The organism is Sphingobium sp. TomTYG74 (genome assembly GCF_055393875.1).
On record NZ_AP027341.1, the window covers coordinates 2,255,498 to 2,282,488 of the forward strand.

At 56.7% G+C, this 26,991-nt stretch carries 23 protein-coding genes and 1 tRNA gene; 12 read left to right on the forward strand and 12 right to left on the reverse strand.

What is annotated here, in order from left to right; translation table 11 throughout:
* Positions 1–164: 164 nt before the first annotated feature.
* Positions 165–941: a 3-keto-disaccharide hydrolase gene (locus ACZ5TB_RS11410; protein ID WP_464791318.1), complete on the forward strand. Its 777-nt coding sequence runs from the start codon at positions 165–167 to the stop codon at positions 939–941.
* A gap of 45 nt (positions 942–986) precedes the next feature.
* On the opposite strand, the gene putA is transcribed toward ACZ5TB_RS11410, so the two are convergent.
* On the reverse strand, positions 987–4,592 hold the full coding sequence (putA, locus tag ACZ5TB_RS11415; RefSeq protein ID WP_464791319.1) for a trifunctional transcriptional regulator/proline dehydrogenase/L-glutamate gamma-semialdehyde dehydrogenase: 3,606 nt from the start codon (positions 4,590–4,592) through the stop codon (positions 987–989).
* 400 nt (positions 4,593–4,992) lie between these two features.
* On the opposite strand from putA, the gene ACZ5TB_RS11420 reads away from it, so the two are divergent.
* Positions 4,993–6,294, forward strand: coding sequence for an aminotransferase (locus tag ACZ5TB_RS11420; protein ID WP_464791320.1), 1,302 nt, complete (start codon positions 4,993–4,995; stop codon positions 6,292–6,294).
* 79 nt (positions 6,295–6,373) lie between these two features.
* Here ACZ5TB_RS11420 and ACZ5TB_RS11425 read toward each other — a convergent pair whose 3' ends face one another.
* The 4 genes from ACZ5TB_RS11425 to ACZ5TB_RS11440 all read right to left on the reverse strand — a co-directional run bounded on the left by ACZ5TB_RS11425 (position 6,374) and on the right by ACZ5TB_RS11440 (position 9,847).
* A complete protein-coding gene (locus ACZ5TB_RS11425; RefSeq protein ID WP_464791321.1) occupies positions 6,374–7,144 on the reverse strand; it encodes a DUF2182 domain-containing protein in 771 nt (256 codons plus the stop codon).
* Positions 7,145–7,190: 46 nt separating this feature from the next.
* Positions 7,191–7,823 (reverse strand): DUF1326 domain-containing protein, encoded by a 633-nt coding sequence (locus ACZ5TB_RS11430; RefSeq protein WP_464791322.1) that lies wholly within the window; start codon positions 7,821–7,823, stop codon positions 7,191–7,193.
* A gap of 176 nt (positions 7,824–7,999) precedes the next feature.
* Positions 8,000–8,761 (reverse strand): LuxR C-terminal-related transcriptional regulator, encoded by a 762-nt coding sequence (locus tag ACZ5TB_RS11435; protein ID WP_464791323.1) that lies wholly within the window; start codon positions 8,759–8,761, stop codon positions 8,000–8,002.
* Between the two features lie 531 nt (positions 8,762–9,292).
* Positions 9,293–9,847 carry an outer membrane protein assembly factor BamE gene (locus ACZ5TB_RS11440; RefSeq protein ID WP_464791324.1) on the reverse strand — a complete coding sequence of 185 codons (555 nt, stop codon included), beginning with the start codon at positions 9,845–9,847 and terminating at the stop codon, positions 9,293–9,295.
* An 88-nt stretch (positions 9,848–9,935) separates the two neighbouring features.
* Between ACZ5TB_RS11440 and ACZ5TB_RS11445 the strand changes: the two genes are divergently transcribed.
* Genes ACZ5TB_RS11445 through dinB form a run of 3 tightly spaced genes read left to right on the forward strand, consistent with a single transcriptional unit; the run spans position 9,936 to position 12,114 of the window.
* Positions 9,936–10,451 carry a ubiquinol-cytochrome C chaperone family protein gene (locus ACZ5TB_RS11445; protein WP_464791325.1) on the forward strand — a complete coding sequence of 172 codons (516 nt, stop codon included), beginning with the start codon at positions 9,936–9,938 and terminating at the stop codon, positions 10,449–10,451.
* A complete protein-coding gene (locus tag ACZ5TB_RS11450; RefSeq protein ID WP_464791326.1) occupies positions 10,448–10,978 on the forward strand; it encodes a YceD family protein in 531 nt (176 codons plus the stop codon). Before ACZ5TB_RS11445 ends, ACZ5TB_RS11450 begins: the two co-directional genes overlap by 4 nt.
* A 56-nt stretch (positions 10,979–11,034) precedes the next feature.
* Positions 11,035–12,114, forward strand: coding sequence for a DNA polymerase IV (dinB, locus tag ACZ5TB_RS11455; RefSeq protein ID WP_464791327.1), 1,080 nt, complete (start codon positions 11,035–11,037; stop codon positions 12,112–12,114).
* A gap of 6 nt (positions 12,115–12,120) precedes the next feature.
* Here dinB and ACZ5TB_RS11460 read toward each other — a convergent pair whose 3' ends face one another.
* Entirely contained in the window at positions 12,121–12,915 is a 795-nt protein-coding gene (locus ACZ5TB_RS11460; protein ID WP_464791328.1) for a DUF1134 domain-containing protein, read from the reverse strand.
* Between the two features lie 232 nt (positions 12,916–13,147).
* On the opposite strand from ACZ5TB_RS11460, the gene ACZ5TB_RS11465 reads away from it, so the two are divergent.
* The 4 genes from ACZ5TB_RS11465 to ACZ5TB_RS11480 all read left to right on the forward strand — a co-directional run bounded on the left by ACZ5TB_RS11465 (position 13,148) and on the right by ACZ5TB_RS11480 (position 15,248).
* A tRNA-Ser gene (locus ACZ5TB_RS11465) sits at positions 13,148–13,239 on the forward strand.
* Between the two features lie 317 nt (positions 13,240–13,556).
* Positions 13,557–14,306 (forward strand): TIGR04255 family protein, encoded by a 750-nt coding sequence (locus tag ACZ5TB_RS11470; RefSeq protein ID WP_464791329.1) that lies wholly within the window; start codon positions 13,557–13,559, stop codon positions 14,304–14,306.
* A complete protein-coding gene (locus ACZ5TB_RS11475; RefSeq protein ID WP_464791330.1) occupies positions 14,299–14,610 on the forward strand; it encodes a hypothetical protein in 312 nt (103 codons plus the stop codon). Before ACZ5TB_RS11470 ends, ACZ5TB_RS11475 begins: the two co-directional genes overlap by 8 nt.
* A gap of 8 nt (positions 14,611–14,618) precedes the next feature.
* A complete protein-coding gene (locus tag ACZ5TB_RS11480) occupies positions 14,619–15,248 on the forward strand; it encodes a hypothetical protein (protein WP_464791331.1) in 630 nt (209 codons plus the stop codon).
* 4 nt (positions 15,249–15,252) lie between these two features.
* Here the strand turns inward: ACZ5TB_RS11480 and ACZ5TB_RS11485 are convergent, their stop codons facing one another.
* Positions 15,253–15,834, reverse strand: coding sequence for a recombinase family protein (locus ACZ5TB_RS11485; protein ID WP_464791332.1), 582 nt, complete (start codon positions 15,832–15,834; stop codon positions 15,253–15,255).
* Positions 15,835–17,102: 1,268 nt separating this feature from the next.
* On the opposite strand from ACZ5TB_RS11485, the gene ACZ5TB_RS11490 reads away from it, so the two are divergent.
* Both ACZ5TB_RS11490 and ACZ5TB_RS11495 read left to right on the forward strand, forming a co-directional pair.
* The gene (locus ACZ5TB_RS11490; RefSeq protein WP_464791333.1) at positions 17,103–17,615 is read left to right on the forward strand and encodes a hypothetical protein; all 513 of its coding nucleotides are present in this window, start codon (positions 17,103–17,105) and stop codon (positions 17,613–17,615) included.
* A gap of 6 nt (positions 17,616–17,621) precedes the next feature.
* Positions 17,622–18,284 carry a hypothetical protein gene (locus ACZ5TB_RS11495; protein WP_464791334.1) on the forward strand — a complete coding sequence of 221 codons (663 nt, stop codon included), beginning with the start codon at positions 17,622–17,624 and terminating at the stop codon, positions 18,282–18,284.
* A 104-nt stretch (positions 18,285–18,388) separates the two neighbouring features.
* On the opposite strand, the gene ACZ5TB_RS11500 is transcribed toward ACZ5TB_RS11495, so the two are convergent.
* On the reverse strand, positions 18,389–20,194 hold the full coding sequence (locus tag ACZ5TB_RS11500; protein ID WP_464791335.1) for a hypothetical protein: 1,806 nt from the start codon (positions 20,192–20,194) through the stop codon (positions 18,389–18,391).
* Positions 20,195–20,786: 592 nt separating this feature from the next.
* Between ACZ5TB_RS11500 and ACZ5TB_RS11505 the strand changes: the two genes are divergently transcribed.
* The gene (locus tag ACZ5TB_RS11505; RefSeq protein WP_464791336.1) at positions 20,787–21,308 is read left to right on the forward strand and encodes a hypothetical protein; all 522 of its coding nucleotides are present in this window, start codon (positions 20,787–20,789) and stop codon (positions 21,306–21,308) included.
* Between the two features lie 440 nt (positions 21,309–21,748).
* Here the strand turns inward: ACZ5TB_RS11505 and ACZ5TB_RS11510 are convergent, their stop codons facing one another.
* From ACZ5TB_RS11510 to ACZ5TB_RS11525, 4 genes are all read right to left on the reverse strand, one after another.
* Positions 21,749–21,967: a helix-turn-helix transcriptional regulator gene (locus ACZ5TB_RS11510; protein WP_464791337.1), complete on the reverse strand. Its 219-nt coding sequence runs from the start codon at positions 21,965–21,967 to the stop codon at positions 21,749–21,751.
* A gap of 113 nt (positions 21,968–22,080) precedes the next feature.
* A complete protein-coding gene (locus ACZ5TB_RS11515) occupies positions 22,081–23,280 on the reverse strand; it encodes a tyrosine-type recombinase/integrase (RefSeq protein WP_464791338.1) in 1,200 nt (399 codons plus the stop codon).
* Positions 23,281–23,497: 217 nt separating this feature from the next.
* Positions 23,498–24,478, reverse strand: coding sequence for a polysaccharide deacetylase family protein (locus ACZ5TB_RS11520; RefSeq protein ID WP_464791339.1), 981 nt, complete (start codon positions 24,476–24,478; stop codon positions 23,498–23,500).
* 140 nt (positions 24,479–24,618) lie between these two features.
* A complete protein-coding gene (locus ACZ5TB_RS11525) occupies positions 24,619–26,880 on the reverse strand; it encodes an NADP-dependent malic enzyme (protein WP_464791340.1) in 2,262 nt (753 codons plus the stop codon).
* Positions 26,881–26,991 lie beyond the last annotated feature (111 nt).

Below are 26,991 nucleotides of genomic sequence, written 5' to 3' on the forward strand. Positions count from 1 at the left end.
CAGCGCTTTCGACAGAAAATCGCCGGACGCTGTCCTACGAGACCCAATTACCGTCGCCAGCAATATATCGCTCTGGATGATCCTTCCGGCGGTGTGGGCGGTACAGGACTTTTCGCGACCATGCTGTTAATCGTCGAACCAGCGTGTCGACACTGGAGAGCAACATGGATCAAAGGACCGGACGTCGGACATTCATCGCCGCAGCGACCACATTGACGCTGTTCCCTCGCTTGGCCGTGGCGGCGCAACGGTCAGAGGCACTTGCGCCAAAAGCCATGCCCCTGATGCCCCGGCCGGTTGACGGCGACGGGCCAGGGTTCAAATCCTTGTTTGACGGCCACACCCTGGCGGGCTGGCGCGGTGATCCGCGATACTGGCGCGTGGAAGATAACTGCATAGTTGGCGAAGTGACGCCGGACACCCTGCTTCGGAGCAACACTTTCCTGATCTGGGAAGGCGGAAAGCCTGAGGATTTCGAATTGAAGGCGGAATATCGGATCAACCCTGAAGGCAATAGCGGGGTCAACTACCGCAGCACCGTTGTCAAAGACGAGATCACGCCTACCAATCGCTTCGCCATGTCAGGACTACAGTTCGATATCGATGGCCGGAATCTCTTCACGGCCATGGTCTACGAGGAGCGGGGGCGCGGCTTTATCGCGCGCCGTGGTCAGTTTGCGCGAACAACGTCACCGCCGTCGCAAATAATCAGTTCCATTGGTGAGCCCGGCCCTCTGAAAGCAGCGATCAAAGCTGAATGGAACGAAGCCCATATCATCGCCAAGGGTCCGGCCATCTATCATCTGTTGAACGGCCAATTGATGGCGGCGGCGATGGATGAGTCGGCGGATCCTCGGCGCAAGGGCGAGATCGGGATGCAGGCGCACGTAGGTCCGCCAATGAAGGTGGAATTCCGCAACATCCGGTTGAAGCTGCTGTAGCGCAATTTGTGAAGGGATCGGCTATGGAAGCGTCGGCGTAAGCGCTTATCCGATCATCATCAGGCTGGCATTACCTCCGGCAGCGGTCGTGTTGATGGAAATCGACACTTCTTCAAGCAACCAATCGCAATGATAGGCAAGGGGTTGGTCCTGCTCGGCTGCGTGAACGGAAATGATCGGCCCCGGCATAGCCGCGACTTCCGCCACGGCTCGGGCAACGGCTGCCTCGTCTCCTTCCACCAGCGCAACTGCATAAGGCCCGTCAGGCAGGGCCGCAAATGCAGCGGCGACATTGGAGGGCAGATCGTCGGGAAGCGCCTCCGCAGCCACGCCCCGGTTTCCGGTCGCAAGGATGGCGGCCATCTGTTCGAACAAGCCATCCCGGCTCTGCGGCTTCATCAGCACCTGACCACGGGGATGCAGGCTGTAAAGATTACGTTCCCCTACTGGTCCGGCGAGCGCGCGTTCCACTCCCAAGGCAGGAGCGGCGGCATAGTCGTGGGCTTTCGACGCGCTGCCCATTTCTCCCTTTGCTTCCAGCCAGTTCGCGAAATCATGGATGGGTGAAGCCGGATGCCGCGACTTCCATCCACACGCGAATGGCCGCGTCACCAGCCGGTTAAGATAAAGCGGCCCGCCAGCCTTGGGTCCCGTTCCAGAAAGCCCACAGCCCCCGAACGGCTGGACACCGACAACCGCACCGATCATGTTGCGGTTCACGTAAAGGTTGCCCGCCCTCACCCGCGATGTGACATAGGAGATGGTTTCATCGAGCCGGGTGTGAAGGCCGAAGGTCAGCCCATAGCCAGTGGCGTTGATCGAATCGATCAGCGCGCCCAACCGCTCCCGCCGGAAACGCACGACATGCAGGACCGGGCCGAAAACCTCCCGCTCCAGTTCGGCTATATCGTCGATCTCGATAATCGTCGGCGCAACGAAGGTGCCGAGCGCCGCCTCGGCAGGCAGGGTGAGTTGATCAACCCCTTTTCCGCGCTCGCGCATTCTGGCAATGTGCTGATCGATCGCCATCTTCGCTGCCGACGTGATCACCGGCCCGATATCCGTCCTCAGCGCATCTGTGCTGCCAACGCGCATTTCCCGTAACGCGCCCTTGAGCATCAGGAGAATGCGATCCGCGACCTCTTCCTGCAGGCAGAGTATGCGCAGCGCGGAGCAGCGCTGGCCCGCACTGTCGAATGCGGAGACCAGCACGTCCGCCACCACCTGTTCGGCGAGAGCAGACGAGTCCACGATCATCGCGTTCTGTCCGCCCGTTTCGGCGATAAACGGAATAGGGTGGCCTGCGGGTGAAAGCCTTTTGGCAAGCTGGCCCTGGATCAGTCGCGCGACGGCGGTCGATCCCGTGAACATCACGCCTGCGGTTTCCGGCGCCGCTACCAGAGCGCTGCCCAAGGCGCCATCGCCCGGCGCCAGCTGAAGAGCATGCGGGGGAACGCCCGCCTCGTGCAGCAAGCGCACGGCCTCTGCCGCGATCAGTGGCGTCTGGACCGCAGGTTTTGCCAGCACCGGATTACCTGCAACCAAAGCGGCAGCGACCTGACCAGTGAAGATTGCGAGGGGAAAATTCCACGGACTGATGCACAGGATCGGCCCCAGAGGCTCCTGCCCGGCGCCGAGATTGGCCCGTGCCTGCGCCGCATAATAGCGGAGGAAATCGACCGCCTCGCGAACCTCCCCGATCGCGTTGGGAAGAGATTTTCCGGCTTCGCGGATCAATAGGCCAAGCAGGATCGGCATACGCGCCTGCATCGCGTCGGCAGCGCGTTCCAGAATAGCTGCGCGCTCCTCCACGGACCTGCCGCCCCAATCGGATGTCGCGGCACGAGACACGAGGGCAGAGGCGTCCCCGGCCGCCAGTTCCACCACCGTGCCAACCATGTCCCGATGATCGGCCGGATTGAGTATAGCGCGCTTTTCGCCCGAACCGAAGGTCGGGGCCGCTCTCCATTCGATCGCGGCGCTATCGCGAAGGGCCTGCGACAGGGCGTCGAGTGTGGCTTCATCGCTAAGGTCGAAGCCGGTTGAATTGCGGCGATCGGGATACAGATCGGCAGGCAGGGCAATCTGGTCATGCTTCGCGCCGGAATTGGGCATGGCACGGACCACCTCGGCCGGGTCAGCGATCAGATTCTCGACCGAAACCGCCGGGTCCGCGATACGATGGACGAAGGAAGAGTTGGCGCCATTCTCAAGCAAGCGGCGGACCAGATAGGCGAGCAGCGTCTCATGCGTGCCAACCGGCGCATATATGCGGCACGGGCGATCGAGATTTTCCTTCCCCACGACCTGTTCGTAAAGCGGCTCTCCCATGCCATGCAGGCACTGAAACTCATATTGGCCGACGCTGAAATCAGGCCCGGCAATGTGGTAGATGGTCGCGAGGGTCTGCGCATTATGGGTCGCAAATTGCGGAAAGATCGCATCGGGCGCCGCAAGCAGCTTTTTTGCGCAGGCGATATAGGCGACATCGGTGTGCACCTTGCGCGTGTAGACCGGGAAGTCGGCAAGGCCGTCCACCTGAGCGCGCTTGATCTCCGCGTCCCAATAGGCGCCCTTCACCAGACGGACCATCATGCGGCGTCCTGAACGCCGGGCAAGATCGATGATCCAGTCGATGACGAAGGGGCAGCGCTTGCCATAGGCTTGAATGACGAACCCCAGGCCATCCCATCCTGCCAATTCCGCGTCTGTCGCCAGACTTTCGAGAAGGTCGAGAGAGAGTTCGAGCCGGTCCATCTCCTCGGCATCTATGTTGAGGCCGATATCATAGCTTTTGGCGAGCAGGGCCAATTGCCGCACGCGGGGCAGCAATTCCCCCATCACCCGACCCGCCTGAGAGCGGGCATAGCGGGGATGTAGCGCCGAAAGCTTGATCGAGATGCTGGGGCCTTCATACACGCCGCGTCCGCGCGCCGCCTTTCCGATCGCGTGAATGGCACGCTCATAATCGGCGTGATAACGGTCGGCATCGGCCCCGGTCGTCGCCGCCTCACCCAGCATGTCGTAGCTGTAGCGGAAGCCCTTCGCTTCCATACTCCGGGCGCGCTTCAGTGCCTGCTCGATCGTCTCGCCCGTGACGAACTGTTCGCCCATCATCCGCATGGCGAGATCGACGCCGCGACGGATCACCGGCTCCCCCGCGCGCGCCACCAGCCGCGTCAGCGCGGCGCCCAGCCCATCATCATCGACGCTGCCGACCAGCTTGCCGGTCACGACCAGGCCCCATGTCGCTGCGTTGACGAACAGTGATTTGCCGCCGCCCAGATGCGATCCCCAATCGCCATTAGAAAGCTTGTCGCGGATCAATGCGTCGCGTGTCGTCTGATCGGGGATACGCAGCAACGCTTCGGCGAGGCACATCAGCGCCACGCCCTCTTCACTGGAAAGTGAATATTCCTGGATCAGCCCTTCCACGCCATTACCCCTGTGGTTGGCGCGGAGCATGGTCACGAGCTGACGGGCGACTTTTCTGATCGCTTCGCGATCCGATGGCTCAAGAGTCGCGGCTTCCAGCAGCGGCGCGATGCACGCGGGTTCTTCCCGCCGGTAGGCGGCGGTGATCGCTCGCCGAAGCGGTGCCTGAGGGCGTATGGGCGGCGCAAAGCCTTGGAAGGGCACGCGTCGGGTCATGGCAACTCCAACTACCCTCCATCATTGGGCCTGAGAATCGCATATATGGATGGATCGACCCAATTCAGCATCCCGGTCGGCGAAAAGCTGGAAAATCGCTCTATCTGGACTTGTTCGCTGCCTTCAATCGACGGAAATCGCAGACAAACCGCCCCGTCCCCTGATCATGTGTTGATAAGTGTCCACAAAATTCTTATGCATCCGACGGGCACGCTACTTCCCTGCATGGATGAGGGTAAGTCGATCCCCACATTCTGCGCGTAATGGTCGTCGGGCGCATATCCATCTCGGAGACGGCCGAAATGTCAGTTTCTAAACGATCGGAAGCACGAAGATAATGTACGATCCCAGCGAAAATGCTGCAGCTGATATTGCAGCTCACTTCCACTCCTTCACGAACTTGGCGACCCATCCCGAGGTCGGCCCCCTCGTTATAACCAAGGGCGATGGCGTCTTCGTGGAAGACGATCGGGGGAACCGCTATCTTGAAGCTGTATCAGCGCTGTGGTGCGCCTCCCTGGGCTTCAGCAACGAGCGTCTGGCCAAGGCGGGCTGCGAAGCGCTGCGTGGATTACCCTATTACCACACCTTCACCGGACGTTCCAATCCGGCCGTGATCGCGCTGGCCAACAAGCTGCTGTCGATCGCGCCCGTGCCGATGTCGAAGGTGTTTTTTGCCAACAGCGGATCTGAAGCAAACGATTCTGCTGTGAAGCTGATCTGGTATTATCATAATGCCATCGGCAAGCCGGAGAAGAAGAAGATCATCGCCCGACGCAACGCCTATCACGGCGTTACCGTGGCGTCGGCCAGCCTGAGCGGGCTTGTCACCAATCATCGCGATTTCGACCTGCCCATCCATAATATTCTGCATACCGATTGCCCGCATTACTTCCGCTATGCCGAACCTGGCGAAAGCGAGGAAGATTTCGCGACCCGCCTCGCCGACAATCTTGAAAAGCTGATCCTGGAGGAAGGGCCGGAGACGGTCGCCGCCTTCTTCGCCGAACCGGTCATGGGCGCGGGCGGGGTGCTCGTTCCGCCAGCGACCTATTTCGAAAAGGTCCAGAAGGTACTGGCGAAGTATGACGTGCTGCTCGTCGCGGACGAAGTGGTGTGCGGCTATGGCCGGACGGGTGAGATGTTCGGTTCGACCACTTTCGGCATGAAGCCCGATATCCTCACCACGGCGAAAGGACTGTCATCCGGCTATGCACCGATCTCCGCCGTGATGGTGAATGAGAAGGTCTATGCGCCCATCGCCCGGAACAGCGGCACCATCGGCACCTTCGGCCACGGCTTCACCTATTCGGGCCATCCGGTGAGTTGCGCCATCGCGCTGGAAACGCTCAAAATCTACGAAGAAGATAATGTCGTCGGCCATGTGCAGTCATTGATGCCGCAATTCTGGAAGGCGCTGCGCAGTTATGAAGGCCGTAAATATGTCGGTGAAGTGCGTGGCGTAGGCCTCGTTGCCGCGATCGAGCTTTATGCCGATCCTGAAAACGGGACCAGCTTCGATCCCGCAGTAAAGGCCGGGGCGCGCTTGGTCGAAATCGGGCTGACGCAGGGCCTGATCGTACGGGCGCTGGGCGATACGATCGTCTTCTGCCCGCCGCTTATCATCACCGCCGAAGAGCTTGACGAGTTGTTCGCCCGGTTCGAACGCACGATGGCTATTTTCGAAGAAACCATCGGCTGACAGTCCCGCATCGGAGCAACTGCTGCGCGACGCAGCGGTTGCTCCGGTCCGGCCCCGTTGCCGCGCGGCTCACCCGTCGTCAGCGAAGCGCGACAAACAGTGCCGCGAAAAACAGGAATGCAGCGGTCCACCGATCCAACCGCCAGCGCGGCGGCGCCATCTTCTGGGCTGCGACCAGGCATGTGAAAAATGCGATCCAGGCGAGATTCATGACGCCACCCACAAACAGCAGCAGCATCAGCGCCCAGCAGCAGCCCAGACAATAAAGTCCATGCCGCATGCCGATCCGGAACGCGCCGCCTGCACCGGGGCACCAGTAGCGATGAATGAAGATGAGCGGCGACTGACAGTTTTCCAGGCAGCGATGCTTGGCGGGCGTCAATTCATAGAGAGCCGCCACCAGCAACAGGCCAGCAGCGCCTAGGCGACCACCCAGAGACAAGGTCGCGGCGGACAAATAGCCACCATGCAGCAGCAGGGCCTGTGCACCAGCCGCGATCGCTGAAAAACTTATCCATATGAGCAGATAAGAGCCCATGACCATAAGGCTGTGCAGCAAACGCGCATGGTGACTGGTCGCTCGATCGATCCGCGCATGCAGCAATATCATGGGCGCGGCGGAAGGAAGCATCATGGCGACCATCATGATCGACCACATGGCGAAGGCGGCGAGAAAATAGCTGGGCGACAAGGGCTGAATGGCCATGGGCATCGCGCCCATCGGCATGTCCGCCATCCCTGCCCCCGCCATGTCCGCCATGGAGGCGTCCGGCGTGGAGAGCAGCCACATCCAGGCCATCACCACCAGCAGCAACAGCGCCGCTCCGACGATCAGGCTATTTCGCGACAATAGTTGATGGACAACGGAAGGGCCGCCATCTGATGGAGGCACCGACCTAATGGACAACGCCACTCTCGGTCAGGTGAAGCTCGGCGAACTGCGCATGGGAATCGCTGAGCTGCACATCGACCGGCCCCTGGGTTTGCGCCCAACCGCGACCGACCTCGCACACATCATATTCAAAACCCTGCGGCAGGTTGATGCGCGCGCGATGGGCTTCTCCCGTCACTGGGTTGACGATCGGCTCGCCACGGGCATCGATCCAGCCCGGAACAGCCAGCCGGGCGGATCGGCCGTCAATGTCCACCCGCAGGTCGATGGGCGCGTATACGGGATCGTGCACCTTGGTGTAGGTCGTGGCAAAAACCTGGAAGAAGGTGGCGCCGGGCACCGTGTCCAGCCCGCTCATGATGCGCAGCAACGCTTCCCTCTGGGCGGCGTCCGCCCGTTCATCGACGATCGGGACGGCTTCGCCCCGACCTTCATGGATCGGTCCCGGCCAGGCGACGATCAAGCCGATGCGCAGGCCGGACAGGTCGGTGTCGTCATGATGACCCTGTTCGATGTCGATCGCGGCAACGGCCTGACAATGTCCATGCGTCGGCAGCGCATTGAACTGGCAGGGACAACCATAGGCGCAATTGCAGTGGACAAATTCCTTGCCCATGATGGTCCAGCGCGTAGCCATGGGGCCTCTCCCGCCTTGAGTCTTGGACGGGGTCAGCATAGCAGCTTTTGCTATTGTTCAACAGGCCGAAGCCCTGCCCTGCCTCGGGCTTCTGAGGGCTCCTGCGTTTGCGCGCAGGAGCCTCATCAGAATTCATGAGGGGGTTGACCGCAGCCCTTTTCGGGCCACGGTCCAGTTCAGGCACGGCTGAGCGGCATGGCAGCCAATTCAAGCGGCGGCAGCTGTGCGGGATGGGGGATCGTCACCTCCACTGGCACTACCGGCTCTACCTCCGGCACCCGTCCACGCATTCCATGATTGGCTGCCCAGATCGCAGCCTGCGTGCGATTCTTCACGCGCAGCTTGCGCAGCACCGCCTTCACATGGACCTTCACCGTCGCCTCGCTGATCTCCATTCTCTTGGAGATCACCTTGTTGGGGCATCCCATGATCAGCCAGCGCAGGATTTCCAGCTCGCGATCCGACAGGCTGGCGGCATCGACTGGCCGTTCAACCTCCAACGCGTCCGTGAGTGTCGGCCGCGACTGTAATTCATCGGCGAGTTGCGGTGGGAGCACCCGTTCGCCCATCGCCACCAGATGCAGCGTCGCCACCAGGCGGTCGCAGCTGATTTCCTTGATGATATAGCCCATTGCACCAAGCCGGAAGGCCTTCAGCATCGTCTGAAAATCGAACCGGTCGGACAGAACCACCAGATAGGAAGAGGGGAATCGCCGTTGAAGGACGGCAACGCTGTCCGCATCAAGTTCTTCGGTTCCATTATCGACCAGGAGCAGCGACGGCCCGGTATCTTCTTCCGGCACCTCCGCCTTCTGGAGTGCAGCGGCAATATTGGGATATTGGTTAACCCGGAAATCTCGTTCAGTGAGAATCCGGCTAAGCCCTTCTCTAACAATTGCATTACCGCACAACAGACGCACATTGACTGGGTAAGCCATTGGGTATTCCCCTCATGATCCCTTCCACCTTCGTTAGCAGGCCCCAAACGAAGCGTGAAAGACCAGTTTCCAAATGCCTGCAGTGCGACCCTTTCTTTTCGTTTCAACGAGTTATGACTAGCATATTTGCGCGGCCAGAGTCCTGAACTGCTCGCGGAAATTTGGGGTTAGTGCCAGAATTCGCTAACAAACTGTTAATGCGTTATATTCTGACTTTAACCTTATGTAGTATGCCGTACGTGCAGCGCGAGATATACTACTTTAGTCTTACGGCGGACGATACTAATCGAGCATATGCCTGAGCCGTCGCCGTTGCGAGTCTCTATTTGTTAACGCGAAAAATTAACCATGTTTTCAAACGAGTCCAATGACTTGGATCGCCGGAATTTTCCGATGTCACCGACACTGGCACGCAAGCCTGCTCGAGACTCGCGAAGGCGAGGCTTTCTTGCCACTGCCGTTAGGGGGAATCCGGTAATAAGGCTTCGCTAAAAGGGAGCGTTGCCCCCGGACAGCCTTGCTATCCTGTCCTTAGGAACCGTTAGGACCGCCGCCGGTATTGCTGCCACCGCCGCCGCCGCCCATGCCACCGGCGCCCACCGCGCCGATGTTCCCGAAAATCTCATCGAACAGGCTGCGATGACGGCCAAGGGTCGGCGTCTTGTCGCCCGCAGGCGATATTTTGGCGACCTGCTCAAGACCCATGCGATCCACGGCGATCACGTTGCCTGCGGGGTCGAAACGGACATGCAATACGGTCTGGGCCACCGGCTTTGGATTGGAGAAGGCCAGTGCCCGCATGTCGCGCGACACATAATACCAATCCTGATCACCGAATTGCGCGGTGAAGCTGGGTCGGCCCAGCATTCCTTCCACGGAGGCGCGGTTGTCGATGCCCGGCTGGATCGAATCGACCAGCAGCTTGTCCACCTGATAACCCTGGTGCGTCCGGATGCGGGTGCAGGCGGACGTACCGAGGACAAGCGCGCCAAGGCCGACGGCGAGCAACAGATGTCGGCTGAACTGACGCATGAACTTCTCCTGCCGGGACAGGTCCCGGGAAAACGCGAAAACCAAAGCCGCCATTGCATCGCGCGGCCCGCCGATCAATATGGAAATGCGCGACCCCCGGCAAGGGGGCCTCCGCTCAGCTCAGCCAGGAAACTGCTTCGACATGCCAAACCTCTTTCAGCGCCTGTTCGCGCGAACCGATCCCAAGGACGCGATACAGCCGCTCTATCAGGCGATCGTCAATGAGGGCCGTCAGCCGCACTGGTACATGGAAGGCCAGGTGCCCGACACGATGGACGGGCGGTTCGACATGATCGTTGCCATCCTCGCCGAGGTGCTGATGCGGATGGAAGCACTCGGCGCGGCGCAGGAAAGCGTCTGGCTGACCGAATTGTTCGTCGACGACATGGATGGCCAGCTGCGTCAGGAAGGCGTGGGCGACGTCGTGGTGGGCAAGCATATCGGCCGGATGGTGAGCGCGCTGGGCGGCAGGCTGTCAGCCTATAAGGCGGCACTACTGGGCGAGGCGGAGTTGCGGGAAGCGCTGGAGCGCAACCTGTATCGTGGCGCGACGCCGGGTGGTGACGCTTTGACCCATGTCGAATCTCGCTTGCGATCGCGCTGGGTTCGGCTTTCCGCGTTGCCGCTGGACGCTTTGCTGACCGGAGATCTTGGATGAGCAACCCGGCACCCGAATTCTCTCGCCCAGTGCGCGCCGATCAGATCGCGCGACATGCGCAAGGGGTTACCATCACCGCCGACGCCCACGAGCGAGAGGCACTGGCGAAGCGATTCAATCTGCTATCGCTCAGCCGCCTTGAAGCCGATTATGCACTGAGCGAAAAGGATAGCGGCATCGAGGCACGCGGGCGCGTGCGGGCGGAGCTGGCCCAGCCCTGTGTCGCTACCGGCGTCGCCGTGCCCGAGAAGATCGACACCGAATTCCTGCTGCGCTTCGTCGCGGAGCGCGGCGATGAAGGCGATGACGAAGAGCTGGAGATAGATTCGGAGGATTGCGACGTCATCGGCTTTGATGGGCAAACGATCGACATGGGGGAAGCGGTCGCCGAAACCATGGCCTTGGCCATGACGCCCTATCCCCGTTCTGCCGACGCGGACTCCTATCTGCGGGAAGCGGGCGTCCTGTCGGAAGAACAGGCCAGTCCTTTCGCTGTCCTCCAGTCCCTGAAGGACAAGAAGTCCTGACCTGACGACGCCTTCCGCGTTTCGCTTTCGTTCCTGCTGTGGCATAAACCCCTGCCATGGATTCCGAGCCGCGCAAGATCATCCATATCGACATGGATGCCTTTTATGCGTCGGTTGAACAGCGGGATGACCCGGCGTTGCGGGGCAAGCCGATCGCCGTGGGTGGGGGCGGCCCCCGAGGGGTCGTTGCCACCGCCAGCTACGAGGCTCGCACATTTGGCGTGAAATCGGCCATGCCCGGCGCGCGGGCGCGGCGGCTCTGTCCGGACCTTCTGTTCGTGAAGCCCCGGTTCGAGGTGTATCGCGCCGTCTCGGCTCAGGTGCGGGAGATTTTTATCCGCTTCACCGACATCATTCAGCCGCTTTCGCTTGATGAGGCCTATCTGGATGTGACGGTGAACAAGCCGGGCCTGGCCTCTGCAACCGTCATCGCCCAGGAAATCCGGCGCATGATCCGAGAAGAAACGGGTCTTACCGCCTCGGCGGGCGTCTCCTACAACAAGTTGATAGCCAAACTCGCTTCAGATCAGAACAAACCCGATGGCATTTGCGTCGTTCGGCCCGGCGAAGGAGCAGGCTTCATGGCGGAGATGCCTGTTCGGCGCATCCATGGCGTGGGGCCGGTGACGGCGCGGCGGATGCAGGCGTTGGGGATTGAGACCGGCGCCGACCTTCGCGCGCGGGACCTGCCTTTCCTGCAGCAGCATTTCGGCAGCGCTGCGTCCTTCTATTATCGTGCCGCGCGGGGAGAGGACGACCGGCCGGTCCATGAACGGCAGGAAAGAAAATCCGTCAGTGTCGAGGATACATTTTTCGACGACCTGATAACGCAGGACGCGCTGGTCGTCGAAATAGACCGTATCTCGCAAAGCCTATGGGGCAGGATCGAGAAGAGCGGCGCCTATGGCCGCACCATCGTCCTGAAGATCAAATTCGCCGATTTCCGGATCATCACACGGTCGAAAAGCATGAGCGCCCCAGTTCGGTCGCCTGACCTCCTTGCGGAAACAGCGCGTGCCCTGCTGCTTGCCCAGCTGCCGCTACCCATGGGGGCTCGGCTGCTGGGTCTTGGCGTGCATAATCTCGACGCCGAAGAGCCGGTCGAGGGAGGCCAGCAGCTCAGCTTTGTTCTTTGAACCCAATCAGAAGGGGAGCCAGTTCCGCTTTTCCGTGAACTTCATGTAGCCAGCGTTGATGCCCAGCCGATAACCCACGCCCAGGCGGATCGGGATCAGCACGACGCTGCCCCAACGCAGGTAGCTGGCTGTGAAGCCGCCGACGAGATAGGCCGTGCCTTCGGCTGCGGGGAAGCGGTGGTAAAGGTCCTGCGTGTCGTAGAGATTATAGACCAGGACGAACGTGTTGGCTGCGTTGCCGCCCACGTCGAAGCCTATCGACGGCCCCGTCCAATAGACCTCCCGCTTGCCTTCCACCTTATGGTTGAGCGTGCCGGATCCATAGCGCAGGCCAACAACAAAGGCGCCGGATGCTTCCCGCCCGGCAATATAGGCGTTGGGACGGCCCTGATCCTTCAGGATCTTCTCGATCATGCCGGCAAGCCCTTCGGCCCCCTTGCCAAAGACGCCCTCGGCCGCTCCGATCAGGTCATCTTCCTGATAGGATTCGCTCGGGCTCAAGGCGGCAGGGGGCGAGTTGGACGTTACCGGCGCGCCGGTGGCGGTGCTGTTCGCCGCAGGCGGGGCATAATCCGGCGCCGTATTGCTGGGGGGCGGAACGCTGTGATCGACGCCGGGGTCGGTCGGGGTGCTGTTCGCGGGCGGAACGGGCGCGAGGTCCGCGTCGATCGCAGTGTTGGGATCGACCGTGCGCACCTGCGCCGACGCAACAATGGGACTGAACACCATACCCGCAGCGGCGAATGCCATCGCACCGCGCCGCACATTGCGAGCCGCCGCACGCCTTAAAATCCCGATCATGCCCGCTACTCCCCGAATTTTCCGCTCTTCGACCAACTATCAGATTATCGGAAAGCAAGCTGAAACGACAATGAACGAACGGCGACCCGAGTCGATTCCGGGCTGGAACGAATCCTGCGGACAAGTTTGTAGAATTTCCTGGCATACACCCGTTGCCTTGCGTGAAAGCCGCCGTTATAGCGCTTCTCGCCTAGCCGCTGTCCCGCCCCAAGCGGGTGTTCAGGCCATGTTTGGAGACGTGGGTGAGTGGCTGAAACCAACGGTTTGCTAAACCGTCGTACTGTGAATACGGTACCGAGGGTTCGAATCCCTCCGTCTCCGCCACCTTTTCCATTAAAGTGTTGTTTTTAATGGATTTTTGTGCCTCGCTGAAAACTCACCCCACATAGCGCCCAACAAATTGCGTTTAACTGCCTTTTTCCGAATCAAGGACAGGGGAGTCCAAGCGTTAGTCCCCGTAGTTTTTGTATCGGGATGACAGGTGACACGGATTCTCCTCCATGATAGAGGCCGCGCTCATAAACCTGTTTTCAATAATCTCAGGGATATTGACTCTCTAGCGATTCCGATTCTCGCAAGACTCTTGCGGTCGATTCGTTGTCTCGTTAGAGTTGCGATGCAAAGCGGAGAAGGCCCCCCTAATGCTACGGCTACCAAAGGTTCTGGAACGCGAACCGTTAGTCGATGCTATCTTTGAGGTTCGCCTTAACGGAACGCCTCCCCTCGCAGACATTCTGCCGGGTGCGCTGTTCGGCGTGATTGATCCCAAGCCAGTGATTCAGCGGCTACCTGCCGCAGAATTCCCGCATCCGATGCGCGCTGCTGATCCGAACCTTCAATTCATGCCAGTGTCCCGCTTGGACCTGGGGCAGTATCTTATCTCCGTCAGTGATCGCAGCTTCACTATTAGCTGCAAGCTGCCCTATCCTAAATGGCCTGCCTTTAAAGACAAGATTGTTGAGATCACGAAGCAGGTAGCATCATTTGCTATACCGGGAGGTGTAGAGCGTTACTCCATTAAATACGTCAATATTATTGAAGCTCCCACGCTTTCTGAGCAGCTTTCTAAGATTAATATCTCTTTGCAACTCGGGTCGTCCGAAAAGCTGGATGACAATATAAATCTTAGAATAGAGAGAAATGAAGAAAATGGACTTCTTCATTTAATTTCTATTGCGACTGGCGCGCAGGCTGTTCTAGCAGATGGAAAGTCATTGTTTGGCGTTGTTGTCGATGTTGACTCGATAAGGAATGTTAGCTTCCCGGATTTTGGTGCTTTTGCTGATATCGTTGAACAAAGTGTAGACGAACTCAGAAAAGCGAACAAAATTCAGTTCTTCGATTGCCTTACAGATGAAGCAGTGAACGCTATGGGGCCGATCTATGAATAATATTGTTAGCTCTGGCACCTCGCCAACGGAAACCGTCACTAGAATCTTAGCGGTTAGTGCGGCACTCGCAATTGGTCACGTAGCTTGGCCGGAGCATCATAATGCGCCTTACACTATGGTGCAGAACATGCCCTCCTATAGTCCATTCATGGGCGACATTAAGAACAGAATAGAGGCCAGTCGCAATATATTCTCGAAAGAGATCGCTTCTATATATGCAGAATTGCTCCTAGGACAGCAGGCGTTGGGAAGCGATATAGAGGCGATCTGGGATGCCAACATTGACGAGCTTTATGAGTCCTAAAGCCCGGCATGAGCTTCGATATAGACAGCCTTAAACAACAAATACCTCACTATCTCACGGCTGAGGATCAGAAGATTCTCGTCGAAGAACTTAGGATCATTTCTAAGGGCGGTGAAGCAAACTACTTTTTGAGTGATCACAATAATGAATTCGCTGCTGACATGCTTCAAGGGGATGGATGGCGCGGATTTAAAATATATCGTTTCGATAAAAATGATCTGCAATCTATCTCAGGATTGGTCCTCTCGAACTCATGCGATATAGACCCTAATAACAGGCGAGACACACCAACTAGAATAACTTTTGTTCCTTTAGTGAAATTATCGACGTTTGAGAGCGTTTTAAGAAAGAACGGTCTTAAAGATAATATCATTAAGGAAAAAATGTCAGCGATTAGGGCGCAGAAGATAACTACTATTTTCTTCTTGCCGTCTGGTGGACCGCTCACGGACGATTACATAGCGAGATTTGATGAAGCGCATTCAATACCTTGGAATACGCATAATGAAAGCGAAGGCAGAGAAAAGTTATTTACTTTAAATAACACTGGCTTTTATATGTTAGTGTTGAAGCTTTCTGTTCATTTTTGTAGATTGCAAGAAAAGGTCAATAGATCGGCTAAGATTGCATCCGCATGATCATTTATGTGGCGGCTGCGCAGTAACGCTTCACCGTTGCCTCCGACAAACTAAAATGCTTTGCGGTTCCTTTGATGCTGGCGCTGTTGTCTTTGCGCCACTGCACCACATGGGCAGCATCCGCAGAAAAAGGACGCCCAAGGCTGATCTTGCCCCTATGAGTGCGCCCTGTAGCTGCTAGAGCAGCCCTTGCAGCCTCTCTACCGGCGTCACAGCGTTCCTTGATCCTGTTGCGCTCCATATCTGCAATTTGCGCCAGAACTGCCACCACCAATTCCCCAACGCCCTTAGCAATGGGTCCAAGGCCAAGCACTTCAACCGTTACACCCTTTTCGATCAGCTTCCTTATAGTGGCTTGGATATCGAGCGCGTCGCGACCTAAACGGTCAATAGCAGCAATATGAAGGGTATCGCCTTCCCGGATATAATTAAGCAGCGCAGCAAACCCCGGACGATCAGCGGCAGGGATAGCACCTGACACACCTTCATCAGAAAATTCTTTGTCGAAAGGACCGGCAAGGGAATTCCGCTGGCCTTCAATCGACTGGTCGCCGGTGGATACCCGATAATATGCCAGCTTGCTCATTGCGCCCTCTTCGACTCGCTCATAAGATACCGTTACATTATGAGCTATGGCGCAGATAGCAAGAGGGTATGTTGTAAGCTTAGGAAGGACAGGTTTACGGATGGGGCCGACAGGTTAGAGCTTGTGAGCCATCTATTCTCCGAGGAAGGAATTGCCATTCTCGGCTGACTAGAATTAAGTGCTTGGATGCGGGGACGAACGTTATTCAAAGCGGTAGGCTGCGCGGTTTTGCTGGTAGTGGCACTCGCGCTCATAAACAACCGGTACCCAGAGATAACCGATACGCTTAATCAGGCGCTCTCGGCGTTAATTCCCGGTCCTTCTTCATTCGTAGGCATTCCCGACTGGATTCAGGCGCTCGCCAGCGTCTTAGCTGTTATTTTCTCGTTTGTAGGCCTTTCCGCGATACCTGATCCGAGGTCCATTCTCGACGTACAGTTCATGACGCGGTCATCCAGCGCCAGCGGGCGATCCAAACGGTGGCTCATTAATTTATCGGCGAGGCGCGATGTCTATGAAGAATTGCGCCTCCACATCTACCCCCTAAAATCGAGCAACGAGATAACTTCGCTGCAAATTATACATTACGATGGAGGCGTTGCCTCATCCGCTCGCATCGATGAGATTAGCCACTGCCAAGTTGATATAAAAAGAATGCCTGCTAGGTCAAAGATTACGATCGCGCTTGAGACAAAGCATCAGGACATACTTTCAGCAATGTCTTGTAACAGAATTAATAAGACGTCTGTTATTCAAAGGGTGACGCGTCGCGGCTCGTTTAACGTAGAAAGCATAAATTTTGTAGCAATTGCTCATAATAGATTCATTCTACTAGCTATATTGTGTGCGATTTATATTTTAGTGATTGTAGCTCGGCTCACTTGGCTTGGCTTTGTGCATGCTCTGTAAGCTGTAACTTCTATTGCTTGCTAAGGTTAAGCTCAACTTGCATAGGCGCGATCATCACCAGCGTCGCGGCGTTGGTTAGGGCTGCCAGGGTTTGGAAGCGGTAAGCAGAAAGAACAGGTATTTACGCCAACGGCTTGTTACGTCATCAGGATAGCGCAGTCGGTGAGTCCCGACTGTGGGGCGTGGAATCCCCTCGTTAGGTCAACCGGTCAAGCATTCTTGGCCGGGTGCCTGCGTGCTGTCCAAGGTTCTGCCTAAAAGCGCAGGGCCTTGTGACCTACAGGGATTCCAACACCCGGCTGCGGTCGGGTTAACGCCTCCAAGATCGAACGGGGGCATAGATGAGAATCCTACATTGCTTGAGCATTGCCATCACGATGACCGCGACTGGCTGCTCCGATACCAGCACGGACAACTCGGTCGATGCGGCTATAGCCGCCGCCGAAGCAGCCAATACCAATGCACAGGCAACCTTAGCAGACGCTGATGCAACTTTAGCAATGACGGACGGACAACCTGCATCACAAGCGGTTTCCTCTTCCGATCTTGCCCGTATCTGTCGTGCCGCCGTGGCCCACATGATGGGTAAAGACCCTGCTATCATGAAGGTGAAGAGCAACAATGGTGGTATGGTTCGCATTCAGTACAAGCGCCCCGACGATGGAACCATCTGGAAGGACGATTGCCGATTGGAAGGGCAACGGGTCATGTGGAGGGCGGTCGATGCTTTCGCCGGTTCAGGTCCGGGACGCTGGCGCAATCATCCTGATGATGAAGTGATCACCTACAACCTCGACGGCGACAACGTAACCATCCACCAGCGCTACTCCGATGGCTCCGATGATAGCGCCACCTTTATGGTCAGGGGGTAAGGCGACATGGAAGCTATCCTTCTATTTATTATCAAAGCGGGCTTGTTCGTGGCAGCGATTAGCTTCTCGCTTTATTTATGGGCAGCCCCAAGGGAAAGGCGAGCGCGCGAAGAGGAAGAACGAAAACAGCAAGAGCAGGACGAACAGATTAAAGCCTTCGCCGCTACGCACATGAGGGGATGGGATTATACGCCAGCCAAGCTTAACGGCGACCATGGGTTCATCGCTATGTCAGATGACGGCCTCTCCATACGTTACGCGACGTACAAGCGTGAGGAGAACGGTATATCTCCCCTACTTGAAAAGAACTTTGAGGTTAGTTCGATCCTGTCGTTCGATATCGTGACGCCGGATACGACCAAGACAATCACCCATCATGATAAGGTGCCCGTAGCCACCAAACAGAAACGTTCCACCGTTGGCCGTGCTGTTGTTGGCGGAGTCCTACTAGGACCAGTTGGTGCAGCAGTTGGCGCAGCGAGCGGCCTCAACGGCAAGGACAAGATCGAGTATCGAAGGGTGGAGCGACAAGAAACAGTGGTCGTGAAGGGTGATCCTCTGCTCGTCCTAGGGTTGAAGGATATCAACATGCCTCGCCTCAAGATCCAATTCGATCCGCCGCGCTTTGCTGATGATTGGTGGTATCGCATTCAAAGCGCGAAGGTATAGATCACTAAGAATGAAAAGGGGTGATGTCCTACTGGACCAACACACCCCTTTTCCCTATCGATTCACAGTCGGGAACCCGAAAAACCTGTCCTCACACCTCTCCTTCAATGAAGGGTGTGTTCCAGTTTGGCTGCCTTCTTCAACCTGTTACCGATCTTGCTAATATCATTGTTAGCCATGAACTGGACGACGACAGGCTTCTTCCAAATGCCCGTTAGATAGCTGGCATCCTTAGCCCCGCAGGCCATCCAGATTTCTTTGGTGCTGATATGGTCGCGTCCATCTTCGAACAGCGCCAATATGGCATCGATAACGGCCTTGTCCTTCTTGGTCGGCTTCTTCGTGACCGGAAGCCAGTCATGCATGGCGCAGCCTTTAAAGGCTTCTTCAAGGGCTTCTTGGCGTGCACTCCTGTTCGCGGCGATCAGATAGACCTTTGCTGCACCAGCAGTCTCATGATCCATATTGCGCAGGTTTGACCGGCAAGCAGCCTGATAGACATGGTGGGCGAACTCATGGGCACCAATGGTCCGCACCGAGCCGTTATCTATGTCCGTCAGCTTGCCGGTCGCCGCTATGTAGATGGCCTCGTAGCTTTCATGTGCATAATCGTTGCCGCCGATGATCAGGACATTCCTGATATGCTGGTAGGCATTGCTAGCCAGATGCTTACCCCAATGGACAAAGCGCACCTTAACTTCATCGTCCAGCTTGGCCCTGATTTCGTCCGCGACACCGAATCCGGGATTGGTCAGATAGGGATCAACCTTCTTCTGGTGGACGACCAACCATTCCTCGCCGCTACCGTTCAACAGATCGACGGCAACATTTACGATTTTTTCCCGTTCCACCGGATCAGCCAGCAAGGTCTTACCCGCGCCCTTGTTCCACCAGTGCAGTTGCATGGAAGAATAGTCAGCCAGCGCCTTGGGGAGGAAGGTGACGCTGCTGCATCGGTCAGCCCAATGTCGATAGGATGGACGAAGCCGTGCAGAACCGTCCAAAATTATCAGGGGTGCCAGATCATCGGGCAGCCGCTGGCCTGCGCCGACGATCACCAGCCCATCAAGGTCACCGTTCTTATGAAAGTTCGCGCGCCGCAACACAGCCTGTTGCCCTGCTAAATGGGACAGCCCTTCCAAGGCTCTAAGAATATCGGCGGGAACGTTCACGTCCTTCAATGCCAATACCATATTCCGGGCAAGGTCGCCCACATCGGCATGTATGGAAATGATATCACCTGCCTTCCGCAGTGCAGCGTTTAACCTGAACAGACGCACGGCATCGATCAGGTCCGCGCTACCCTTTACCCCCTTTAAGAAGGCAGGAAGAGCATCGACAGCTTCAAGGCTAAAAGACACAGGAAGCGCAGCGTTCAAGCCTTCATCCCAGAACCGTAGACTTCTGGGCCTGCCCTGATAATGAAATAGATCAATCCCTTCAAAACCATCAAATTCGAACATGCGCCGCCGGACCTGTTCATGCGTGGTGAACAACACCCGCGCCTCGCCAGCACGATCCCGACCAAGCCCAAAGGCGTTATATTTTGCATCCGCCGACACACAGGCAAAATCGAAATCGCCCAGGCCACACCCGCGCCGGTAGCTGTCTATTTCATCGAAGGTGCCAAGCATGACGATGATACTGCCACCGCCGGGAAAGCCTGCCTGTTTCCATCGGCTAACAAAGCCATGAACGGCTGTCGTTTTCCCGCTGCCGGGATCACCGGAGAACACATGGAAGCCGGTCTTACACCGGGAATGAAGACACTCTTCCATGACCTCTTGCAGGGCAGCGAATGCCTTTGAAAAAGGCTTAGCCGGGAATGGTTTTGGAGATAGGGAAAGCCATGAAGAAGAACTTTCAGAATCAGAAATACTTAAACCAGAACAAAAATCATTAAGAACCATAAATTTCCTTTTCAAAATCAAAATCTAGGTGAAAATCCATATATATAATGGAAAAACACCTAAATTTCCTTAGATGATCGGAAATTAAAGGAATCTGATTTTCAGTAAAGGATTAGTGCAAATTTTTATTGCATTTTTTTACAATATTTATTTAAATATATTATGGGATGGGTAAAGTAATTATCATTTTATGCCATTTTTCCTACGTTATACCTCTCCAAATGAAATCTCCGGTGAACGAAGTGCCGAAGGCGTTGCCTTTAAGATCGAAACCATTCCCCGCTGTAAGTCCGGTGCCTCGGCAGGCCGGGTAAGGAGGGATTTTGTTTAGGTAAGTTACACCTATATTTAGGCGCAGAATTAATATCCGGGTTAAAATTCCGAAAATGAATGTGTGGCTAAGTTAAAACTTAACAAGGGCCGGATTGAGAACTCACGCAAAACAGCCATTACAAAACCAATTAGGAAGGTTGGTACGGCTGGTGGATCAGCAATTCGAGGAAGGAATTCCGAAGCTCACCTAGGGCTATATAGCGATTGAATTTCATCAAAAAAATTAGCACAACATCGGGCGCTGGGGGAGCGTGAATACATGGCAGTCGATCATTATTCTACCGTAGGGGCCGAATACAGGAAAGAATCAATACGTCTTCAAACGAGAGCTCTCTTCTTTGGACTAGTTTTGCTTCTTTCGCATTTATTGGAAATCAAGCCTTCGGAATTTGATGCCGGGGGGCTGAAAGTGGTGATAAAAGACGTCGCTGTAATACGAGGCGGAATTTCCTTAGTGTTCCTTTATCACTTTTGGAACTTTGTAGAGGCAACATTTCAAGGTAGTGCAATGCTACCCATGAAATCTAACCAGCGAACACTTAGATTTCTCTTAAGCGTTGCCAAGCGCCCCTATAAAAATGAAAAGACTAAGAAAATGGTGCGCCGCAACCCTAGGCAGGTGAAGCGTCACGCATGGTGGTCTATGACGGCCTACTTGGTCTTTTTAACTCCATTTGCGTTTGCTATGCTAGCCGTCATTGCATTAGCTCTATTCTTCGGTGTTCAGGACGCTTGGGCATTCGCGGAGTTCGCGTGGAAGCGAAGCATCGAAATAAGTTAGCGCAGGCCCGGTGAACCGGATGCGGGTTATCCAGCACCTAAACCGACCGTTCACTAACCGCCCTTCGCGGACGCCAGCCTACCGGACAAACATGCTCTATTTTGCCCGTAGAAGGCCCTTAGAGCGCGATTTGAAGGACTTGGCTACCCAAGTAGCCAAAATATCCAATAAATGCTAGAATAGGCTTTAAATCTCAAATAACTTTACGGCGTCAGAGAATCTATTACTGTTCTAATGCGATCGTTAGCCGAACTAAGCAAATGCTGTTCATTTAAAATGAAGGTATACATCGCCCTGACGGCCTTGAAGGAGGCCGGGATATATCAATCAGTCGCTCTGCCAGCACATTTCTAAGTTTAACCTACTTGGCATAGCGGTCACGTTTAATGCGTTCGCCAAAGTAATTTCTGTCCTGCATATTGGCACCAGTGAAGAGGGCGTTAGCCTAAAAGCCAACCACCGCCGGTTTGCGGACGTTGTGCTAGCCACGTTCGAACTTCGGAATAGCGCCATCGCACAGCCTGCTTTCCAATGCGGTAGGGCCGCACAAACGCCCCTTCGGCCATCATCCTGTAAATGGACGCCCGCGATAGCCCGGTAAGGGCTTCAACCTCTGGTCGCCTTATATATCGATCATCATCCATCGTTTGCCTCATCATCTTTGATGAGCGCGTCTATGCATCGCGAATCGCGTCGCGTCAACGAGGAAAATTGTCTAATATCAATGCGTTACTTAATGTCAAATCTAAAAACGCGGCTTTTAGAAATGGAATTAATTGGTGTGCTTTGAAGACGTCGAAACGTACGTTGACCAGTCATCCATCAGTGCACGGCGCTTTTCCAACAGGTCGGATCGGGCATAGGCAGCCTCGGCTTTGTCTTTAATACGGTGGGCCATAGCTAGTTCGATAACCTCTCTCGGGTGGGCGGTCGTTTCACCGGCCCAATCCCGGAACGATGAACGGAAGCCATGTGGTACGGCGGGTATCGCCAGCTCCTTCATCAGCTTCGACAGGGTCATATCGGAAAGTGGCTTATCTTCTCTCGTTCCCGGAAATATCAGGTCGGAATTGGACTGTTTCAGGGACTTCGCTTGCTTCAATATCGTAAGGCAGCGATCAGTGAGGGGGACGCGATGCTCCTTCTTCGCCTTCATACGGTTGCCCGGTATCGTCCAGAGCTTCTTTTCAAGATCGACTTCGCTCCACCGGGCTTCGCGGGTTTCGACCGACCGGGTCGCTGTCAGGACCAAAAACTCAAAGGCTAGTTTCGTGGTTACCCCGGCATCACTGGCGCGGACGATATCAATCGCGTCTGCTACCTTATCGTAGGGCAAAGCCTTGCGATGCTGAACCTTGGAGCGATCATGTTTAGATAGCCCCTGCGATACCGCATCGGCGGGATTGTCGCTGCGCCAGCCTTTTGCCATGGCCCACTTCATCACGGTTCCGATACGCTGTTTTACGCGCCTCGCTGTCTCTGGATGGGTGTTCCAGATAGGAGACAGCGCAGATAATACATCGGCGCTGGTGATCGCGCTGATACGCTTGCCGCCAATGAAGGGATAGACGAACTTCTCCAAGGTATTGATCCACTGGTCGCCGTGTTTGTCATTGCGCCAAGTGGGCTTGTTAAGCGCGTGGACCTGTTCGGCAGCTTCCTTGAACGTTAAGATGGCCTGTGAGAGCCTTTTAGCCGCTAGAGGGTCTTCTCCTGCCCTAGCGCTCTTTCTATTCTCAATGGCTGCCTCTCGGGCCTCTGATAGGCTTACAAGGGCAGCAGAGCCTAGCCCTATATCGCGGCGCTTCCCGTTTATGACGAGGCGCTGGATCCAACGCTTCGAACCACCGGGGTCAACTTTAAGGTAGAGCCCGTTGCCGTCCGCATGAAGGCCAGCCTTTGTAACAGTCCGAACGGTGGCGGCGGTAAGCCGCTTTTCTCGATGCATCCCCGCAGGTTTGAATCCGCTCATAAAACCAACATTCCGTCCAACATTTGCGCCCTACATAACGCCCCACATATTTTTTGGGAATGGGCGATCTGGAAAGAGAATGCCCGAGAACAGAATTTAGATAAGTCATTATTAAATAGCGACTTTGATAATGTTTGAGAATGGTAGAGTATGGCGGACTGCGGACTCCGTCTCCGCCATAACTGTCGGCCATATAATCCATTAATCCGAGCAGGATTCAGGCCGGTATGAAGCGGCGTTCGTAGCGCCAGCTGGCCCACAACTGCTGCACCATCCGGCTCGTGGTACGAAGACGATCGGATGGAGCAAGATTGTGCGAAGAGTTCGTTTCTGTTGCCAGGCTGAGCGACAGACCACGGAAGCCGGAAACGTGTAGGCTGGTCAGTTTGGCGGCCTCGGCGCAGAGAGCGGTGAAACGGCGCATCACCGCGTGATTGGGACGTTGGCGGTCGCGTGTCAGCATTTCGAAGCTGTGGGTCACGACGACGAAAGCCGCATGTTGCTCGCGCAATGCGTGACGCATCCCTGTACGCATCTCTGTCGCCGACATCGCGCAGATTTGCGCGGGGCGAAAGCTGCCGGGCCGGTCGGTGATGCCCGAAACGGGAAGTTCATTGACGCCGAAGCTGCGTGTGGGAGCGATCTGGTCGCGAGCGCCGCTGATGCGGCAGCCATAGCGATGATAGGCAGGATTCACGCTGCTGTCCCATAGCATGCCAGCCTGAGCGAGGGCGCGCAGCGTATCGTCATTGGCCCCAAAATTGCCCGCCCGAAACGCGGTGACGCAAGGCGCTCCGGCTTGCTCCAGCCATTGCCTGCCCAAGCGTAGCAATGTGACCTGATCTGCCATCGAAAAGTCACCGATATTGCGACCAACCCTCCCTTCGACAGGGGAGTGGCGCGCCCAGCGGAGCCATTCACTGTGAACGTGCAGTTGCACCTCATGCCCCCGATCCACAATCGAGTTGACGATGGGCTTCAAAAACTCGGTTCCATAAACCAGCGCGGGCATCGGATCGACGAAGAACACGCCTTTGAGGCCATGCCTTTCCAGTTCGGCCATCTGCCAGCCGATGCCATAGGCCCGCCCCTGCGACTCCGCCTGGATGGACAAGCGGATATTGTCGTCCAGGCTCATGCCCCGCTCATGGAACAGTGAGGATAATTCTGTATCGACGGTGATCAGCAGGACAGTCATCGCCAATCCCCTACCCCACCCATGTTAAGGAGCCGTAAGCCCCCTGGCTATGGCGATAGAGCGGCTATCCACTTGGGGAGGGGCAGTCGCGCCAGCACACTAGCCCCTGGCGGCAGGGCTGAGCCCCCCCTGACCCACTTTTAGAGAGCCACCCCTGCCGAAGCCAGTACCGCCAGCGTCAGCAGTTCGGATGCGTTGGACGCCATGGTCGCGATCTGCACGGATTTCTCCATGCCCACGAGCATCGGGCCGATCATCGTCGTGCCGCCCAGTTCGCGCAACAGTTTCGCGGAGATGTTGGCTGACTGCAGGCCGGGCATGACAAGGATATTGGCTGGGCCAGACAAACGGCTGAAGGGATAATTTTTCATGACCGCGGGATTAAGCGCCGCATCAGCGGTCATTTCGCCTTCATATTCGAAGTCGACATTTCGGCCGTCGAGAACCGTCAGCGCATCGCGGACATTTTCCAGATGGCCGCCCGGTGGGTTGCCGAAATTGGAGTAGGAGAGGAAGGCGACACGCGGGTCATGACCCATGCGCCGTGCGACCGCGACAGTGCCCTCCGCGATGTCGGCCAGTTCGCTGGCGGATGGCCGCTCATTAACGGTCGTATCGGCCAGGAACACCGTCTTGTCTTTCGACACCATGATATGGATGCCGAAAGCGGTGCGCCCCACCACCGGGTCCATGACGCGCTTCACCTCGCGCAGAGTCTGGGCGAAGGGCCGAGTCACGCCCGTGATCATCGCATCGGCATGACCCATGCTGACAAGCAAGGTGCCGAAGATGTTGCGATCACGATTGACCATACGTTCGCAGTCGCGCCGAAGATGGCCGCGCCGCTGCAACCGGCTGTAGAGCGTATCCACCATCTCGGGCACCAGAGGCGAATTAACGCTGTTATGCAGTTCAAAACTCTCAGGATCGCGGACGCCGAGCGCCTTCAGCTTGTCATAGACTTCGTTCCGGCCGACCAGAACGGGGATGCCATAGCCAAGGTCACGGAACTGGATGGCGGCGCGCAGCACCACTTCCTCTTCCGCTTCGGCAAACACGACGCGCTTGGGATTGGCCTTGGCGACCTCATAGGCCGTGGTGAGGACCGAAGTGGTCGGATTCAATCGGCCTTTGAGCGACTGGCGATAGGCGGCCATGTCGGAAATTGGCTTTTGCGCGACGCCGCTTTCCATCGCCGCCTGCGCGACCGCTACCGGAACAACCTCCATCAGACGCGGGTCGAAGGGCGCCGGGATGATATAATCGGGACCGAAGCTGTGCGAACGGCCGTAAGCCTTGGCGACTTCCTCCGGCACCTGTTCGCGAGCCAGCTCGGCAATGGCATGCGCCGCTGCTACCTTCATCGGTTCGTTGATGCCCGTCGCGCGCACGTCCAGAGCGCCCCGGAAAATGAAAGGGAAGCCCAGCACATTGTTGACCTGGTTCGGATAATCCGACCGGCCGGTAGCGACGATCGCGTCCGGGCGAACTTCCAGAACCTCGGGAGGCGCGATTTCCGGATCGGGATTGGCCATGGCGAAGATGATCGGCTTTTCCGCCATTGCCTTCACCATCTCCTGCGATACCGCGCCCGCGACGGACAGGCCGAGGAACACGTCAGCGCCCTTGATCGCTTCCCCCAGCGTGCGAGCGTCGGTCTTCACCGCATGCGCCGACTTCCACTGGTTCATGCCTTCGGTACGGCCCTGGTAGATCACGCCCTTGCTATCGCACATGATGACATTGTCGTGCGAAACTCCGATCGCCTTGATCAGTTCGGTGCATGAAATGGAGGCCGCGCCCGCGCCATTCACCACGACCTTCATGTCCTTAAGGTCGCGCCCGGTCAGCATCGCGGCATTGATGACGCCAGCGGCGGCGATAATGGCGGTGCCATGCTGGTCGTCGTGGAAGACCGGGATGTTCATCCGCTCTTTCAGAGTCTGTTCGATGATGAAGCATTCAGGCGCCTTGATATCCTCAAGGTTGATGCCGCCGAAGCTCGGCTCCATCAGCTCCACCGCATCGATGAACTTGTCGACGTCCTCGGTCTTGAGTTCGATATCGATCGAATCCACGTCGGCAAAACGCTTGAACAGGACCGCCTTACCTTCCATCACCGGCTTTGATGCCAACGCGCCCAGATTGCCAAGGCCGAGGATAGCCGTGCCATTGGAAATGACCGCGACCAGATTGCCCTTTGCCGTATAGTCATAGGCGGTCTGCGGATCGGCGGCGATGGCGCGTACCGGCACGGCGACGCCGGGAGAATAGGCAAGGCTGAGGTCACGCTGCGTCGCCATCGGCTTCGACGCGATGATCTCGATCTTGCCGGGCCTGCCAGTCGAATGGAAGAACAGCGCCTCGCGCTCGGAAAATTCCACACTCGACTTATCAGCCATGACGCATCCGCCCCTCTTTACCCAGTAAACAGGCCCTAGCGGCAAGCCCGACCTGTCGGCAAGCGCGAGCGGCACGTTTTTTCACGCCCTTTCCTGAACTGCCGCTTGCGG